The 15,256-nt window shown below is 73.0% G+C and carries 16 protein-coding genes; 6 read left to right on the top strand and 10 right to left on the bottom strand.

All coding sequences use genetic code 11. The features are described from left to right. The 4 genes from AB0L33_RS01635 to AB0L33_RS01650 are packed head-to-tail and all read right to left on the bottom strand — an operon-like array spanning position 1 to position 2,924. The gene (locus AB0L33_RS01635) at positions 1-615 is read right to left on the bottom strand and encodes a hypothetical protein (protein ID WP_365677088.1); all 615 of its coding nucleotides are present in this window, start codon (positions 613-615) and stop codon (positions 1-3) included. After that, complete coding sequence (locus AB0L33_RS01640; protein ID WP_365677089.1) at positions 612-1,865, bottom strand: MAB_1171c family putative transporter; 1,254 nt, start codon at positions 1,863-1,865, stop codon at positions 612-614. The genes AB0L33_RS01635 and AB0L33_RS01640 overlap by 4 nt, the downstream gene beginning before the upstream one ends. 48 nt (positions 1,866-1,913) lie before the next feature. Further along, a complete protein-coding gene (locus AB0L33_RS01645) occupies positions 1,914-2,474 on the bottom strand; it encodes a toxin (protein WP_365677090.1) in 561 nt (186 codons plus the stop codon). 3 nt (positions 2,475-2,477) lie between these two features. Beyond that, positions 2,478-2,924, bottom strand: coding sequence for a hypothetical protein (locus tag AB0L33_RS01650; protein ID WP_365677091.1), 447 nt, complete (start codon positions 2,922-2,924; stop codon positions 2,478-2,480). A gap of 463 nt (positions 2,925-3,387) precedes the next feature. Between AB0L33_RS01650 and AB0L33_RS01655 the strand changes: the two genes are divergently transcribed. Next, a complete protein-coding gene (locus tag AB0L33_RS01655) occupies positions 3,388-4,830 on the top strand; it encodes a DEAD/DEAH box helicase (RefSeq protein ID WP_365677092.1) in 1,443 nt (480 codons plus the stop codon). Here AB0L33_RS01655 and crcB (AB0L33_RS01660) read toward each other — a convergent pair. From crcB (AB0L33_RS01660) to crcB (AB0L33_RS01670), 3 genes are read right to left on the bottom strand one after another with little or no spacing between them, the layout of a single operon-like run. Then, entirely contained in the window at positions 4,802-5,161 is a 360-nt protein-coding gene (gene crcB / locus AB0L33_RS01660) for a fluoride efflux transporter CrcB (protein ID WP_365677093.1), read from the bottom strand. The genes AB0L33_RS01655 and crcB (AB0L33_RS01660) overlap by 29 nt on opposite strands. Beyond that, positions 5,158-5,511 carry a DUF190 domain-containing protein gene (locus AB0L33_RS01665; protein ID WP_365677094.1) on the bottom strand — a complete coding sequence of 118 codons (354 nt, stop codon included), beginning with the start codon at positions 5,509-5,511 and terminating at the stop codon, positions 5,158-5,160. The genes crcB (AB0L33_RS01660) and AB0L33_RS01665 overlap by 4 nt, the downstream gene beginning before the upstream one ends. Continuing rightward, entirely contained in the window at positions 5,508-5,927 is a 420-nt protein-coding gene (crcB, locus tag AB0L33_RS01670) for a fluoride efflux transporter CrcB (RefSeq protein ID WP_365677095.1), read from the bottom strand. The genes AB0L33_RS01665 and crcB (AB0L33_RS01670) overlap by 4 nt, the downstream gene beginning before the upstream one ends. Positions 5,928-6,192: 265 nt before the next feature. Here crcB (AB0L33_RS01670) and AB0L33_RS01675 point away from each other — a divergent pair, with 265 nt between their 5' ends. From AB0L33_RS01675 to AB0L33_RS01695, 5 genes are all read left to right on the top strand, one after another. Beyond that, a complete protein-coding gene (locus tag AB0L33_RS01675) occupies positions 6,193-6,969 on the top strand; it encodes a peptidoglycan recognition protein (RefSeq protein WP_365677096.1) in 777 nt (258 codons plus the stop codon). 47 nt (positions 6,970-7,016) lie between these two features. Then, positions 7,017-7,598, top strand: a complete 582-nt coding sequence (locus AB0L33_RS01680; protein ID WP_365677097.1) for a GNAT family protein — start codon at positions 7,017-7,019, stop codon at positions 7,596-7,598. 90 nt (positions 7,599-7,688) lie between these two features. Beyond that, positions 7,689-9,878, top strand: coding sequence for an MMPL family transporter (locus tag AB0L33_RS01685; protein WP_365677098.1), 2,190 nt, complete (start codon positions 7,689-7,691; stop codon positions 9,876-9,878). Positions 9,879-9,883: 5 nt separating this feature from the next. Beyond that, positions 9,884-11,074 (top strand): sensor histidine kinase, encoded by a 1,191-nt coding sequence (locus AB0L33_RS01690; RefSeq protein ID WP_365677099.1) that lies wholly within the window; start codon positions 9,884-9,886, stop codon positions 11,072-11,074. Continuing rightward, complete coding sequence (locus AB0L33_RS01695; RefSeq protein ID WP_365677100.1) at positions 11,071-11,715, top strand: response regulator transcription factor; 645 nt, start codon at positions 11,071-11,073, stop codon at positions 11,713-11,715. The genes AB0L33_RS01690 and AB0L33_RS01695 overlap by 4 nt, the downstream gene beginning before the upstream one ends. A 4-nt stretch (positions 11,716-11,719) precedes the next feature. Here AB0L33_RS01695 and AB0L33_RS01700 read toward each other — a convergent pair whose 3' ends face one another. The 3 genes from AB0L33_RS01700 to AB0L33_RS01710 form a co-directional block, all read right to left on the bottom strand. Beyond that, on the bottom strand, positions 11,720-12,058 hold the full coding sequence (locus tag AB0L33_RS01700; RefSeq protein WP_365677101.1) for a P-II family nitrogen regulator: 339 nt from the start codon (positions 12,056-12,058) through the stop codon (positions 11,720-11,722). Then, positions 12,055-13,362, bottom strand: a complete 1,308-nt coding sequence (locus AB0L33_RS01705) for an ammonium transporter (protein ID WP_365677102.1) — start codon at positions 13,360-13,362, stop codon at positions 12,055-12,057. Before AB0L33_RS01705 ends, AB0L33_RS01700 begins: the two co-directional genes overlap by 4 nt. 175 nt (positions 13,363-13,537) lie before the next feature. Next, positions 13,538-15,058, bottom strand: a complete 1,521-nt coding sequence (locus AB0L33_RS01710) for a hypothetical protein (protein WP_365677378.1) — start codon at positions 15,056-15,058, stop codon at positions 13,538-13,540. Between the last annotated feature and the right edge of the window lie 198 nt (positions 15,059-15,256).

A 15,256-nucleotide genomic window follows, 5' to 3' on the forward strand; every position in this document is an offset into this window, starting at 1 on the left:
TCACCCGAACAGGAACGCCGTCGCCGTCGCCGCGCCCAGCGCCGTCCCCGCCGTGACCTGGCCGACCGTGTGGTAGCCGAGCGCCACTCGCGACCAGGAGACCGCCGCCGCCATCGCGTAGCCGAAGAGCCACCACGGGGAGTGGACGGCGGCCAGCAGGGCGACCACCGCCGAGGCCACGGAGGCGTCCACGGAGATCTTCCACACCGTGTTGACCGCCAGCAGCACGACCGTCATCGCCCACAGCGCGAGCATCGCGGCCAGGATTCCGGTGGGCGCCCCGCCCAGCACCATGACCGCCGAACCGGCGCCGATCGAGCCCAGGATCACGAAGAAGATCGGTGCCCGCTTGGTGCGGTCCACGACGTGGCGGTCGCCCCAGGTGCCGCGCCCCCGCTCCCACTCGATGTACCCGGCGGGCACGATCCCCGCGCACAGCGCGCCGAGCAGCCCCCAGAGCAGCCCGGTCCATTCACCGGCCGCCGCGAGGCCGATGGCGAGCATGCCGACGAGCAGCAGGTTGCGCGGCTGGAGGACGTCGGTCACCCGCCGCGCGAGCGCGTGCTCGGGGGCGGCTGTGGTGTCGGTGGGCCCGGTGGCGTCGGTCGTGGTCATGCTGGCTGCTCCTTGCCCGCGGTGTCACAGGTGTCGAGGATGCGACGGGCCCGCTCCGGGGTCACCGTCCGGTAGGCCGCCGCGACCCGGACCAGCCAGGCGACCTCGCCGTCCTGGTCGGTGGCGTGCTGGGCGGAGAAGGCAGCCGCCTTCCCGGCCGGCGCCCCGGCGTCCCGGGCGGTCAGCGCCGCCTTGATCCAGTACGCGTCGGCGAGCGGCGAGCCGGAGCCGGAACCGGCCCCGGCGGCCGCCTCGGCGGCGGGCAGCAGGGTGTCCGGCACGTAGTGGCGCAGCTTCTCGACCGCGTCCGCGATGTCCGCGGCCCAGCGGTCGACGCGCAGGTCGGCGGGGGTGTCGAAGCGCGTCAGCTCCCGCAGGAGCGGGCGCGGCGGCTCGAAGGGCTGGTCCGGGAAGGCGGTCATCAGCTCGTACCAGAGGCCGTGCAGCCGGGCCTGCGCCCGCCAGAGCTTGGCCCGGCGGCGGACGTTGCTCAGGGCCGGGATGGAGGCGCCGACCGCGAAGAAGAGGAAGAGGACGACCTGGGCGGCCTCGGTGACCTCGTCGAAGTCCAGCGCGAAGGACTCGCTCGGCCGGTCCACGACGCTGACCCAGAGGAACAGCGTCCGGCTGACGGTGTAGCCGACGCCGATGAACATGGCGAACGTCATCATCCCGAGCCCGACGCGCAGGTGGCGCATCCGGGCGCTCGCGGTGGCCAGGGCCCACTGGTAGGCGCAGACGGCGGACGCGGCGCCGAGGTAGAGGTAGAACACGCTCATGTACAGCGTGGCGCCCCACTGCCCGGCGTGGTCCGCGACGAAGCGGTCCGAGGGCGTGGAGCGGTCGACCACGGTGAAGAACAGCACGGTGAGCAGCACCAGGGTGGCGACCGACGCCTTGGTCGCGACCTGCTGGATGAGCCGGGCGAACCGTACGTGCCGCGGGATGTCGCCCTCGTCCGCGTACCGGCCGTAGATCGCCACGATGTAGCTCAGAATGGCCAGAATCGCGATGGTCGCGGTGTAGTGCTTGATGAGGACGGACAGGTCGGTCACCGGGCTGTCGTTGAGCCCGGTGCGCACGAACCGGGTCTTCGTCCAGAGCGCCAGCGCGAATCCCGCGTAACACCCCCACAGCGCGCGGCGGCGCCGGTCCTCCTCGTCACCCCACAGGGCGGCCGGCATGCGCCACAGGGCGACGGCTGTCATCAGGCCCGCTATGAGATAGCCGGCGAGGTCGAGCGGGGTCACGGCGTAAGTCCTCGGGGGTGGGGGGAGTGCGGTCGGGCTGTGCGGATGTCACGTACGCCGGAACAGGCCGCCGCGCCGGTGGGCGACCGGGCGCGAGAGCGAGTTGGCGAGCCGCCCCACCATGTCATCGCTCGTGACGTCCCGGGCCATCCGGGGGATCAGCGAGGCGCCGAATTCGGCCATGCGTTCGTCGTGGGTGTCGTACTGCGCGCGTGCCTGGACGGCGTCCGGGGCGAGCACCGCGTCCGGGCCGACCATCCGGGAGATGAGCGAGGTGTCGAAGACGGGCAGCAGCCGACGGAGCTGTTCCGCGTCGAGCGAGGTGCCGTGGTCGAACCACTCGTGGCACAGCTCGTGCAGGATCACGTGCTGGGTCTGGTAGGCGGTGGGGCGCCGCCGGTACAGCACGAAGCTGGTGTCCCCGGACTTCAGGCGCAGTCCGCAGGCGGCGTTGACGCGCGCCAGCCGGTCGGGCATCTCGTGCAGCACGATGGTCCGGCCCCGGGCCGCCTCCATGTTGGCCACCAGGCCGGGTACGGAGAACGGCGAGGGCAGCGGAAGCTCCGCGAGCCCCTCCTCGCACTCCCTCCGCAACTTCCGCATGGACACGGCTCAGCCCTGCTGTCCGCCGTCGGCCGGGGGCGTGCGCTCCTCGGCGTCCCGCAGCAGGGACATCGCGAACCGCAGCAGCTCCGGTGGCAGCCCGTCCTCGTCGAGCCCGCGCCCGGCGAGCCCGCTGATCTCGCCCGTCCGCCGCTTGGCGAGGAACTGGAGCCCGGCCACGACGTCGTCCACGACCTCGGACTCCTCCTTGAAGAACCGCCAGTCCACGCCGAAGCCCAGGCCGAGCGCCTTCAGGATCTCCTCGGAGGGCTGGGTCACCTTGCCCGCCAGGATGTTGGAGAAGTAGCTGTGGGAGAGCGATCCGCCGCGCTCCTTGACCAGGTCGGCGAAGAACCGGCCCGAGATCCTGCGGCCGGGGAAGGTCTTCTCGACCATGTACTCGACCTTCTGGCGCAGCGTCCGCAGCTCCGGCGCGCGCTCTACGCCGTTGTCCATCCGGCCCCCACGTTCACGTCCGCCGCGGACCCCTGTCCGGCCCCGGGCGGCGCTCGATTCGGTCAACGGGCTCGTACTGTAACGAACCGCGGACCGTGTCCTTCCGGTCGGGCTGCCGGAGCGGGCGCAAGCGGAACAATCTGATCCGGTGCCCGGAGCGGGCTTGCGCAAACACTCTACGTCACTGTTAACTCGAAAAAACACGGGCAGGGGGCCACGAGGGGAGTCCCTTGCCCGTGAAGACGCCGGTGCGCGCCGCCGTGCGCGCCCACAAAGGGGTGTAGCCCTTCACGACGGGGGATGCGTGAAGGGCTACCCGCACATTATGGCCCCTGCCCCGGGCAGTCATCAACTGACCGGCCGGTCAGTGTCCTTGTCCGGGGGGACTTTCCGGGCCCGGCGCCCCGCACCGGCCCCGGTTACCATCGGAAAAGCGCGCATCCCCAGACGAAAAAGGTTCCGCTTGAACCGCGACCGCACCCCCCGCCCGCACGACCGCTCCTCCCGTTCCCGTGGCCAGGGCGCCCCGGGCTCCCGTGCGGGCGGCGGTTTCCGCACCCGGGGCGCGGGGCGCTCCGGGGCCCCCGACCGCCGCTTCGGCGGAAAGGGCCGCAAGCCCGTGGCGCGGCAGGGCGAGTACGAGCTGCCGCGGACCGTGACTCCGGCGCTGCCCCCCGTCGCGTCCTTCGCCGGACTGGACCTGCCCGACGCGGTGCTGACGGCGCTGACCGCGCAGGGGATCACCGAGCCGTTCCCGATCCAGGCGGCCACCCTGCCGAACTCGCTGGCCGGGCGCGACGTGCTGGGCCGGGGCCGCACCGGCTCGGGCAAGACCCTCGCCTTCGGCCTGGCGGTGCTGGCGCGCACGGCGGGGCACCGGGCGGAGGCCCGGCACCCGCGCGCCCTGATCCTGGTCCCCACCCGCGAGCTGGCCCAGCAGGTGACCGCCGCGCTGACCCCCTACGCCAAGCCGCTGCGGGTGCGCCTGGCGACCGTCGTCGGCGGGATGTCGATCGGCCGCCAGACGGCGGCGCTGCGCGGGGGCACCGAGGTCGTCGTCGCCACGCCGGGCCGCCTCAAGGACCTCATCGAGCGCGGCGACTGCGTCCTGGACCGGGTCGAGGTGACGGTGCTGGACGAGGCGGACCAGATGGCCGATCTGGGGTTCATGCCCCAGGTCACCCAGCTGCTCAACCAGATCCCGGTGGGCGGCCAGCGCATGCTGTTCTCGGCGACCCTGGACCGCGACGTCGACCTGCTCGTCCGGCGCTATCTGAACGACCCGGTCGTCCACTCGGTGGACCCGGCCGCGGGCGCCGTGACGACGATGGAGCACCACGTGCTCCACGTACGGCCCTCCGACAAGTTCGCCGTCACGACGGAGATCGCGGCCCGCGACGGCCGGGTGATCATGTTCCTGGACACCAAGCAGGCCGTGGACGAGCTGACCGCCCACCTCCTCAACAGCGGGGTCCGGGCGGCCGCGCTGCACGGCGGGAAGTCGCAGCCGGAGCGCAACCGCACCCTGGAGCGCTTCAAGTCCGGGCACGTCTCGGTCCTGGTCGCGACCAACGTCGCGGCGCGCGGCATCCACATCGACGACCTGGACCTCGTCGTCAACGTCGATCCGCCCGCCGACCACAAGGACTACCTGCACCGGGGCGGCCGCACCGCCCGGGCCGGGGAGTCCGGCAGCGTCGTCACGCTGGTGCTGCCCAGCCAGCGCCGCGACATGACCCGGCTGATGGCCGACGCGGGCATCACCCCGCGGATCGCGGAGGTCCGCTCCGGCGGCGAGGAGCTGAGCCGGATCACGGGCGCGCGGGCCCCCTCCGGCGTGCCCGTCACCATCACCGCGCCGCCCTCCGAGCGCCGGGTCAGGCCCAGAGGGCCTCGGCGAGCGTGACGCCCGCGAAGGCCGCGCCGAGCCCCGCGACCACGCTGACCACCACGTTGGCCGCCGCGTAGAAGCGGGCCCCGTCCTCCGCGAGCCGCAGCGTCTCGTAGCTGAACGTGGAGTAGGTGCTCAGCGCCCCGCAGAGCCCGGTCCCGAGCAGCAGTTGCAGGTGCGAGGAGGCCGCCCCGGTCAGCGTGCCCAGGATCAGGCAGCCGGTCACATTGACGGTGAACGTCCCCCAGGGGAAGACGGTGTCGTGGCGGGACTGCACGGCACGGTCGGTGAGATAGCGCAGCGGGGCGCCGACCGCCGCTCCGGCGATCACGAGCAGCCAGTTCACTCCTGGCCCCCCCGTATCCCCGGGCTCCGTACGATCTCGCAGGCGTCGAGCGTGACCGGGCAGCCGTCGGTCAGCTCGGCGATCTCCGGCAGGAAGGCGCGTACCGCCTCCTCCGCGTCCACGATCACCACCGCCACCGGCAGGTCCTCGCTGAGGGACAGCAGCCGCTGGGTGTGGATCACCGAGGAGGCGCCGAAGCCTTCGATGCCCCGGAAGACGCTGGCGCCGGACAGTCCGGCGGCGTGCGCCCGGTGCACGATCTCCGTGTAGACGGGCCGGTGGTGCCAGTTGTCGGACTCGCCGACCAGCACGGTCAGCCGCAGCCCCGGTTCGGTCACGGGTGTCGTCATGCCTGCCTCCACGCCAGTGCGCGGCGGGTCAGCCACACCGCGCTCCACACCGCCGCGAGGGCCGCGAGCAGTGTCACTCCGAGATAGACCAGCCCGGTGCCGGGCCGGTCCTCGGACACGAGCCGCTGGATGTCGACCGCGTAGGTCGAGAAGGTGGTGAAGCCGCCGAGGACCCCGGTCCCGAAGAACGGTCGCACCAGCCGGTGCGCCGCCCACACCTCGCTGATCGCCACCATGAAGACGCCGATGACCGCGCAGCCGGTCACGTTGACCACGAGGGTCGTCCAGGGGAAGCCGTGGGTGGCGGTGGGCCACAGGAGCGCGGCGCCGTAGCGTGCGGAGGCGCCGGCCGCGCCGCCGAGCGCGACCGCGGCGACGACCGCGGTCTGCGGGTTCTTCGTGAGGATGCCGGGCATACGTCTCCTACCTGCCGGGGCGCCCGCCGGTCACGGGCGCGCTTCTGCGCAAGTAGGGACCGTTGGCGGCGCGCGAACGCTCGCGGTTCGGGTACGGCGGGCCCCACCGCCGCGCGGGGGCCGCTCACCGGCCCGCCGCTGCCCCCAGGATATCGCCGGAAGCGGGTCGACCGGACGTGGGCCGGGGCCATTCCCCGTGCGTGGCGATTTCACCCGATCGGCCACCTCATCTGCGGGCCTGGCGGGATAGCCGCAGGGTGGAGCCATGTGGCCCCACCGAATATGGCTGGGTGCCGCGGTCCTCCCGCTGGCTCTGCTGGTGCCGCGGGACGCCCCGGTGCCCCACATCCTGGCCGAGCCGCCCGCCGCCCCCCGGACGCGGGCGGTGGCCGCGCCACAGCCGGTGATCGTCAGCCGGACGGCCTGGCACGCGGACGAGTCCATCGTCCGGGAGCGTGCCGTCTACACGGGCGCCGTCCGCGCGGTCTTCGTCCACCACACGGGCGAGACGAACGACTACGACTGCGCCGAGGCGCCCGAGCTGATCCGGAACGTCGAGGAGGCCCACATCAAGGGCCGGGGCTGGGACGACATCGGCTACAACTTCCTGGTCGACCGGTGCGGCACGATCTACGAGGGCCGGGCCGGTGGCATCACGCGCTCGGTGCGCGGCGCCCACACCACCGGGTTCAACGCCGACAGCGTGGGCGTCGCGGTGCTCGGCGACTACCGGGACGGCGCGCGGGTCCCGGCCCCCGTCGTGCGGGCACTGGCCTCGATCGCCGCCTGGAAGCTGCTGCCCGGCGAGGACCCGCGCGGCAAGGTGAGGCTGCGCTCGACCAACGACGCGAGCCGCTACCCCAAGGGCGAGGTGGCCGTGCTGAACGTCATCTCCGGCCACCGCGACACGTACCGGACGAGCTGCCCCGGCCAGGCGCTGTACGACGAACTGCCCGAGATCCGGTCGATGGCGGCGGCCATGCGCGCGGCGGCGGAGCGCGACGGGGAGGCGGACACGGAGGACGCGGGCAATACGCACTAGTACGTAAACATCTTGACGCTAGTGCGTACGAGGATAGAGTGACGGCCATGACCGCCACGCGCCCCCTCCCCGTGACCCTGACCGGCCGCCACGTCCGCGTCGAACCGCTCGCCCCCGCCCACCTGGACGACCTCTTCGCTGCCGGTGGTGACGACGACGAGGTCTGGCGCTGGCTGCGTCCGACGCCCCGCACCCCGGAGGCGCTGGAGTCCACCCTTTCCGCGCTGCTCGCGGACCCGTCGTACGTCCCGTTCGCCGTCGTCCACCGGGAGACCGGGCGGGCGGTCGGCTGGACGACGTACATGGACGTCGATGTGGCGAACGAGCGCCTGGAGATCGGCTGGACCTGGTACGGCCGCGCGTACTGGCGGACCGCCGTCAACACGGAGACCAAGCTGCTCCTGCTCACCCATGCCTTCGAGGACCTGGGCATGGGTCGCGTCCAGCTGAAGACCGACCACCTCAACGACCGCTCCCAGAAGGCGATAGCCCGCCTCGGCGCCCGCCACGAGGGCGTCCTGCGCCGCCACCGCCGCCGCCCGGACGGCAGCTGGCGCGACACGGTGTACTTCTCGCTGCTCGCGGAGGAGTGGCCGGAGGCGAAGGCGCGCCTGGCAGACCGGATCTGACGAGGGGCCGGGGGTCCACCGACCGGTGGACCCCCGGTTCCACCGGTCGAGGCTGCCGGGCGCACCCCCCTCCGAAACAGCATGGAGGGCATGAGACTTCGACCCGTACACCTGGCCCGGTGGAGCGCACGGCACCCCTGGCGCGCGATCACCGGATGGTTCCTCTTCGTCCTCATCTGCCTCGGGGCCGGCATCGCGGCGGGCTCCCACGCGGCCACCACGAAGGACTTCTGGGTCGGCGAGGCCGGTCACGCCGAGTCGATGGCCACCGACGCCGGCCTCCAGCGACGGCCCACCGAACACATCCTGATCCGGTCCGCCTCCGGCCCGCTGGACACCGCCCGGGCGAACGCGGCCGCCCGTGAACTCACCGCCCGCATGCGCGCCTTGGACGAAGTGCGCGAGGTGGAGGCGCCCGTCCCCTCGGCGGACGGCACCGCCCTGCGGGTGAGCGTCGTCATGGAGGGCGCCGAACTGGACGGCAAGAAGAACGTCGTCCCGCTCCTCGCCGAGACCGCCGAGGTGGCCGAAGCCCACCCGGAGCTCGTCGTGGAGGAGACCGGGTCACCGGCCATCAGCAAGGGCGTCAACGACCAGCGCGGCGACGACCTCGCGCTCTCCGAACGGCTCTCCCTGCCGGTCACGCTCGTCATCCTGCTGGCCGTCTTCGGCTCGGTCGTCATGGCCGGTGTGCCGCTGCTGCTCGCGCTCTCCTCCATCGCCGCGACCATGGGCCTGTCCATGCTGGCCTCGCACCTGCTGCCCGACCCGGGCGTCGGCACCAACATGATCCTGCTCATGGGCCTCGCGGTCGGCGTCGACTACACCCTCTTCTACCTCAAGCGCGAACGCGAGGAACGGGCCCGCGCGGGCGGCCGCCTCGGCCCCGAAGCACTGGTGGAGCTGGCGGCGGCGACGGCCGGGCGGGCCGTGGTGGTCTCCGGCCTCGCGGTGATCGTCTGCACCGCGACCCTCTACCTCGCCACGGACGTCATCTTCTCCTCGCTGGCCACCGGCACCATCCTCGTCGTCGCCGTGGCCGTGCTCAGCTCGCTCACCGTGCTCCCCGCCCTGCTGGTCAAGCTGGGCCACCGCGCCGAACGCCGCACCGCCCGGAAGGCCGCCCGCCGGGCGAAGCGCGGTGCCCCGGTCACCACCAAGCGCCCGAAGCCCGAGAACGGCCGGGTGTTCAACGCACTCCTGCGCCCCGCGCAGCGCCACCCCGTGGCCACCCTGTGTGCCTCGGTCCTGGTCATGCTCGCCGTCGCCGCGCCCGCCCTGGGCCTCAAGCTCGTCGACCCCGGCAAGGACACCTTCTCCCGCTCGATCCCGGCCATGCGGGTGTACGACCGGCTGACCGCGGCGTACCCCGAACTCCTCGTGAAACACGAGGTGGTGACCCGTACGAGCCCCGGCCGGGCGCCCGAGGCCAGGGCGGCGCTGACCGAACTCGGGCGGCGCGCCCAGGCCGACCCGCTCTTCGCCAGCGCCGGGAAGCCCGTCCTGCGCACCTCCGCCGACGGCCGGGTCGCCGTGCTCGAACTGGCCGTCCCGCACCCCGCGCCCTCCGACGAGGCCATCGCGTCCCTGGACCACCTGCGCGACCGCTACATCCCCGCCACCGTCGGGAAGCTGGCCGGCGCCGACACGGCCGTCAGCGGTGACGTGGCACGCGGACAGGACTACGTGCACCACGAACGCGGCAAGCTGCCGCTGGTGATCGGCTTCCTGTTGCTGTTCACCTTCGTCACCACCGCGATCGCCTTCCGCTCGGCGGTCATCGGCCTGATCGGCGTCGTCCTCAACCTGCTCTCGGCGGCCGCCGCGCTCGGCGCGCTCGTCCTCGTCTTCCAGGGCACCTGGGCCGAAGGACTGCTGGACTTCGACTCGCTCGGCGCCATCGCCTCCCGCGTGCCGCTCTTCCTCTTCGTGCTGCTCTTCGGCCTCTCGATGGACTACCAGGTCTTCGTCGTCAGCCGGATCAAGGAGGCCATGGACCACGGCATGACGGCCCGGGAGGCCGTCCTCGAAGGCATCGCCCGCTCGGCGAAGGTCGTGACGAGCGCCGCCTTCGTCATGGTCACCATCTTCGCGGCCTTCGTCTTCCTGCACCTCACGGAGATGAAGCAGATGGGCTTCTGCCTCGCGGTCGCGGTCCTGCTGGACGCCGTGGTGATCCGCATGATGATCCTGCCGTCGCTCCTCCTGCTCCTCGGCGAGCGTGCATGGCCCCGGAAGCGCCACGCCACGGTCGCCGCCGAACCCCTCCCCGTAGGCTGACGGACATGCTCCAACGGCCCCGACGCGGCGACCCGCTCTGGATCTGGGTGCTCCACGGCTGGGAGGCCCTGTCCTGGGGCCTCGTCGCCCTCGTCACCCTGGTCACGATGGCGGGCGGGTCGCCCGGGGACCGGAAGCTCGGCATCCTCGCCGTGACGGTCGCCATCGCCGCCTGCTACGCGCGGGTGCGGCTGCGCCCCGGGAGCCGGATACCCGGCCCGTACGGCTACCTGTCGGTGCTCACCGCGGGGCTCGGGGCCCTTTCGTGGCTGGGCGACGGATACGGCGCCCTCTACACCGTGATGCTCGCGCAGTTCATCGTCTTCGTGGACAGCCCCCGGGGCGCCGTCCTCTTCACGGGGCTCGGAGCGCTGGGGATCACGGTCGGCGGGAGCCTCAGGGAGGGCGGGCAGCCGGAGGTCTTCCTCCACAACACCTTCTCCTCGCTGGGCGTCTGGGCGGTCGCCGTCCTGATGGCCGTGCTCACCCCCAGGGCCCTGGCCCAGCGCGACGAACGGGCGGCCCTGCGCGCGGAGTTGCAGAGCACCCAGCTCGAACTGGCCGAGAGCCAGCGGCGCCAGGGCGCGGCCGAGGAGCGCGAACGCCTCGCCCGGGAGATCCACGACACCCTGGCCCAGGGCTTCGCGTCGATCATCGTGCTCGCCGAGGCGGCCAGGTCCCAGCTCGCCGCGGACCCGGCGCGCAGCGCCCAGCAGTTGCAGTCCATCGAGCAGACGGCCCGGGAGAATCTGGCCGAGGCCCGGGTCCTGGTGGGGTCCGCCCCGAGCAGCGGGGTCGCGGCGGGTTCCGTCGCCGCGACGCTCCACCGCACCCTGGACCGCTTCACCGAGGACACCGGCCTCACGGTCACCGCCGAGCTCGCGGACATCGACTGCGACCAGCCGACCCGGGTCGCCCTGCTCCGCTGCACCCAGGAGTCCCTGGCCAACATACGCAAACACGCCGCCGCCACCACCGTGGGCGTCGTCCTCACCGCACACCCCGGCGGCGTCGAGCTGGAGATCACCGACGACGGGCGCGGCTTCGTCGTGGCGGAATCCCGGGGCTTCGGCCTCGACGGCATGCGACGCCGCCTCGCGGAGTTCGGCGGCGGGCTCACCGTCACCAGTTCGCTCGGCGACGGCACCCGCGTGCTCGCCACCATCCCGCTCCACGAGAGGCCCCAGATGCCATGACGCCCACCCCCGTGCCCCTGCGCGTCGTCCTGGCCGACGACCACACCGTGATGCGTGCGGGGCTGGTCGCCCTGCTGGGCTCCGAGCCGACGCTCGACATCGTCGGCGAGGCGAGCAACGGCCGCGAGGCGGTCGACCTGGTCGGACGCCTCCGCCCGGACGTCGCCCTGCTCGACCTGCGCATGCCCGTCCTCGACGGCGTCGGCGCCACCACGGAGATCGTCGCGGGCCCCGCCCCGACCCGGGTGCTGATCCTCACCACGTACGACACGGACGCGGACATCGAACGCGGCGTGGAGGCGGGCGCCACCGGCTATCTGCTCAAGGACGCCACCCGCGAACAGCTGGTGGAGGCCATCCACGCGGCCTCACGCGGCGAGACGGTCCTCGCCCCGCGCGTCGCCCAGCGCCTGGTGGCGAAGATGCGGCGGCCCGCTCCGGTCGCCCTGACCGCCCGCGAGTCGGACGTCCTGGAAGCGGTCGCGGACGGCCTGTCGAACGCGGAGATCGGCCGCCGCCTGTTCATCGGCGAGGCCACGGTGAAGACCCATCTCCTGCGCATCTTCGCCAAGCTGGACGTCAACGACCGCACGCGCGCCGTGGTGGTGGCCCTGGACTCGGGCCTGCTGAAACGCCGTTGACGCCTCAGAGGGCGTCCGGCCCCCGCTCGCCCGTGCGGACCCGCACCAGCGTCTCGACGTGCTGGACCCACACCTTGCCGTCGCCGATGCGGTCGGTCCGGGCGGCCCGGACGACCGCGTCGAGGGCCGCCTCCACGTCCGCGTCGTCCACGACCGCCTCGACGCGGATCTTGGGCACCAGGTCGACGCGGTATTCGGCGCCCCGGTACACCTCGGTGTGCCCGTGCTGGCGGCCGAAACCGCCGGCCTCGGTGACGGTCAGGCCCTGGATGCCGGCCTCCCGGAGCGCGGTCTTGACCTCGTCCAGGCGGTGCGGGCGTATGACGGCGGTGATGAGCTTCATGGAGCGGTCTTCCTGTCCCTCGGGAACGCCGGCTGCGGGGCCGCGTGCCCCAGCGCGCCGTGATCGTAGGCGCTCTCCGCGTGCAGCGTCTGGTCGAGGCCCGTGACCTCCTCCTCCGCACTGGCCCGCAGGCCCATCAGCCGGTCGATCGCCTTGCCGATCCCGTACGTCACGAGGAAGGTGTACGCCGCCACCGCGACCACGGCGACCGCCTGCTTCAGGAGCTGGGCCGCCCCGCCCCCGTACAGCAGGCCCTCGGCGCCGCCGGTCATCGCGGTGGTCGCGAACAGGCCGATGAGCAGCGTGCCGACGACGCCCCCGACGAAGTGCACCCCGACGACGTCGAGCGCGTCGTCGTAGCCGAAGCGGAACTTCCACGCGACCGCGTACGAGCAGACGACACCGGCCGCGAGCCCGACCGCCGCACCGCCCACGACGCCGACCGTGCCGCAGGCCGGGGTGATCGCGACCAGTCCGGCGACCGCGCCCGAGGCCGCGCCGAAGGTGGTGGGGTGTCCGTCGCGCTTCTGCTCCACGAAGAGCCAGCCCAGCAGCCCGGTGCAGCCCGCGACGAGCGTGTTGAGCACGGAGGCGGCGGCGATCCCGTCCGCGGCCAGCGCGGAGCCGCCGTTGAAGCCGAGCCAGCCGAACCAGAGGAGCCCGGCGCCGAGCATCACCATCGGCAGGCTGTGCGGGCGCATCGCGTCCTTCCGGAATCCGATGCGCGGCCCCACCACGAGCGCCAGGGCCAGCCCCGACGCACCGGACGCGATCTCCACCACGAGCCCGCCCGCGAAGTCGAGCGCCCCCAGCGCATCCTTGATCCAGCCGCCCGGACCCCAGACCCAGTGCGCGACGGGCGCGTATACGAGCAGCGTCCACACCGGTACGAAGACGAGCCACGCGGCGAACTTCGTACGGTCCGCCACCGCACCGCTGATCAGCGCCGCCGTGATGATCGCGAAGGTGAGCTGGAAGGTGGCGAACAGCAGGGTCGGCACCCCGCCGGTCAGCGCGTCCGGCCCGATGTCCGCGAGGCCCAGGTGCTCCGGGCCGCCGACCAGCCCGCCGAACGCGTCGTCGCCGAAGACCAGCGAATAGCCCGCGACCAGCCAGACCACGGTGACCAGCGCGATCGAGACGAAGCTCATCATCAGCATGTTGAGGACGCTCTTCGTGCGGACCATGCCGCCGTAGAACAGCGCGAGCCCGGGCGTCATCAGCAGAACGAGGGCGGTGGCGGCGAGCAGCCAGGCGGTGTCGCCGGTGTCCAGGCCGGGCGCGGCCGCGGTCACGGGGGTCACGGGGTCCCTCCTCGGGGCGGGGAGCGGTGGGAGCGACTGCGAGCGTGACCGGCTCGCGTTTCGGCGAGGGACCCCGTGTGTTTCCGCCGTATTTCATTGCCCGGGTGTTGCCGGGATCTCACCGGAGCGGTGCGGGCCCGGCCCGGAGGCTTGGCGGTCCGGGCCGGGCCCGGTCTCAGCAGCCGCGCTCCGTGAAGCGCGCGAGCCCGTACGCCGAGTCCAGCCGGTACGTCCCCGGCTTCCGCACGGTCAGCCGCGTCCACTCGCCGTCCTGCCGCAGACAGGCCCCGGCGGGCCCGCGCACCCGCAGCCAGGGGGAGTACGCCACCCGTACGGTCACCGTGCCCGCGTCCGCCACGCGCAGGACCAGGTCCGCGTCACCGCCGCCGGTGACCGCGGCGGGCGGGGGCGCCAGCGGGATCGCCTCCCGGACCCGGTACACCGTCCAGCCGTCGTCCTTCCACACCTCCTCCAGCCAGGGCAACCCGCCCTTGACCAGGGCCGCTTCGGCCTCCGCAGGGCCGTCCGGCCGCCCGTGGTGCAGGACGACGAGGCCCACGGCCCAGCGGTCGAGCCAGGCGCGGTAGCGGTCCGGGGTGAGCTCTCCCTCGTAGAAGAGGCGCCCGCGCTCGACGTCCAGCTGGCGGTTCCAGCCCCGGGCCATGTTCACGTGCGGCGAGAGGACGGCGGCCTCGCGGTGGTTGCGCGCGGGGACGACCTCGACGCGGACCCGGTCGGCGCCGAGCCGGTCGAGCGCGGCGACGACGCCCTCGGTGCGGGCGGCCCAGGCCGGAACGGGGGTGGACACGCGCAGGTCGTCCACCGTCTTGTCGACGAGCCAGAGCCCGGAGAGCAGGAGGACGGCGGCCAGGAACCCGGTGCGCACCCGGGCCCCGGCCCGGACCGTGTCGAGGACCGCCGCGCACAGCACGGGCACGGCGACCAGGCCGAGCAGCCGCTCGACGTTCGTGCCGATGGGGGACGCGACGAGGAACGTCAGCACCACGCCGGCCGCGTACACCACGGCCCCGTACCGGGTCAGCCGCCACTCCCGCGTCCGGGGCGCCGCCGCCGCGAGCACCGCGCAGACGAGGACCGGCATCCACACCCGGTTGGCGTGCATGGGCTGCTCGCCCCGGAACGGGAACAGCAGCGTCGTCGCGCCGACGACCACGAAGAACGGCACCATCAGGACCGCGCCGGTGCGCCACCGCCGGTCGAGCAGGTGGGCGGCGCCCACGACGACCAGGAAGAGCCCGGCGACCGGGCTCGCCATGGTGGCCAGTGTCCCCGCGACGACGGCCACCACGGCCCGGTGCGCGCAGCGGCAGGCGACGAGCCCGATCGCCACGCCGAGCGCGAAGGTCGTACGCCCCGACGCGACGTTGCACCACAGCGCGAACGCGCCCAGCAGCGCGGGCGGGAGCGGCCGGCGCATCCCCGTACGGACGAAGAGGCCGGCCAGCAGCCAGGTGGCGGCGAGCCCGGAGACGACGGACACCGTGCGGACGCCGACGAGGGCCATCACGTACGAGGAGAAGACGCTGTAGTTCGCGGTGTGCGTCCCCCCGTACCAGGACAGGTTGTACGCCGATCCCGGGTGGCGCGCGGTGAAGCCGGACCAGGCGAACTGCGCGGCCAGATCACCGCCGCCGGTGGCCAGGACGGCCGCCCACACGGCGTACAGCGGCAGCACGGCCGCGACGGAGACCAGCGGGACACGGTGGACCCGCCACCACGGCTCGCGCGCCGATTCGCCCGCGCCCGCCCGTACTTCTTCACTGAGCACCACCTGCCAAACCCTAGAGGCTGACCAGGGCCCTCGGCGCCCCGAAACTTTCGAAATGACCGCCATTCGCTTCGAATGGCGGTCTCACCCAAGCCTGTGTTTCGC

It is taken from the genome of Streptomyces sp. NPDC052299 (genome assembly GCF_040679335.1).
GTDB lineage: Bacteria > Actinomycetota > Actinomycetes > Streptomycetales > Streptomycetaceae > Streptomyces.

Bases quoted from the DNA above. Each gene is read 5' to 3' on its own strand.
- AB0L33_RS01635 (WP_365677088.1), bottom strand. From the start codon at position 615: ATGACCACGACCGACGCCACCGGGCCCACCGACACCACAGCCGCCCCC.
- AB0L33_RS01650 (WP_365677091.1), bottom strand. From the start codon at position 2,924: ATGGACAACGGCGTAGAGCGCGCGCCGGAGCTGCGGACGCTGCGCCAG.
- AB0L33_RS01665 (WP_365677094.1), bottom strand. From the start codon at position 5,511: ATGACGACACCCGTGACCGAACCGGGGCTGCGGCTGACCGTGCTGGTC.
- crcB (WP_365677095.1), bottom strand. From the start codon at position 5,927: ATGCCCGGCATCCTCACGAAGAACCCGCAGACCGCGGTCGTCGCCGCG.
- AB0L33_RS01675 (WP_365677096.1), top strand. From the start codon at position 6,193: ATGTGGCCCCACCGAATATGGCTGGGTGCCGCGGTCCTCCCGCTGGCT.
- AB0L33_RS01680 (WP_365677097.1), top strand. From the start codon at position 7,017: ATGACCGCCACGCGCCCCCTCCCCGTGACCCTGACCGGCCGCCACGTC.
- AB0L33_RS01685 (WP_365677098.1), top strand. From the start codon at position 7,689: ATGAGACTTCGACCCGTACACCTGGCCCGGTGGAGCGCACGGCACCCC.
- AB0L33_RS01690 (WP_365677099.1), top strand. From the start codon at position 9,884: ATGCTCCAACGGCCCCGACGCGGCGACCCGCTCTGGATCTGGGTGCTC.
- AB0L33_RS01695 (WP_365677100.1), top strand. From the start codon at position 11,071: ATGACGCCCACCCCCGTGCCCCTGCGCGTCGTCCTGGCCGACGACCAC.
- AB0L33_RS01700 (WP_365677101.1), bottom strand. From the start codon at position 12,058: ATGAAGCTCATCACCGCCGTCATACGCCCGCACCGCCTGGACGAGGTC.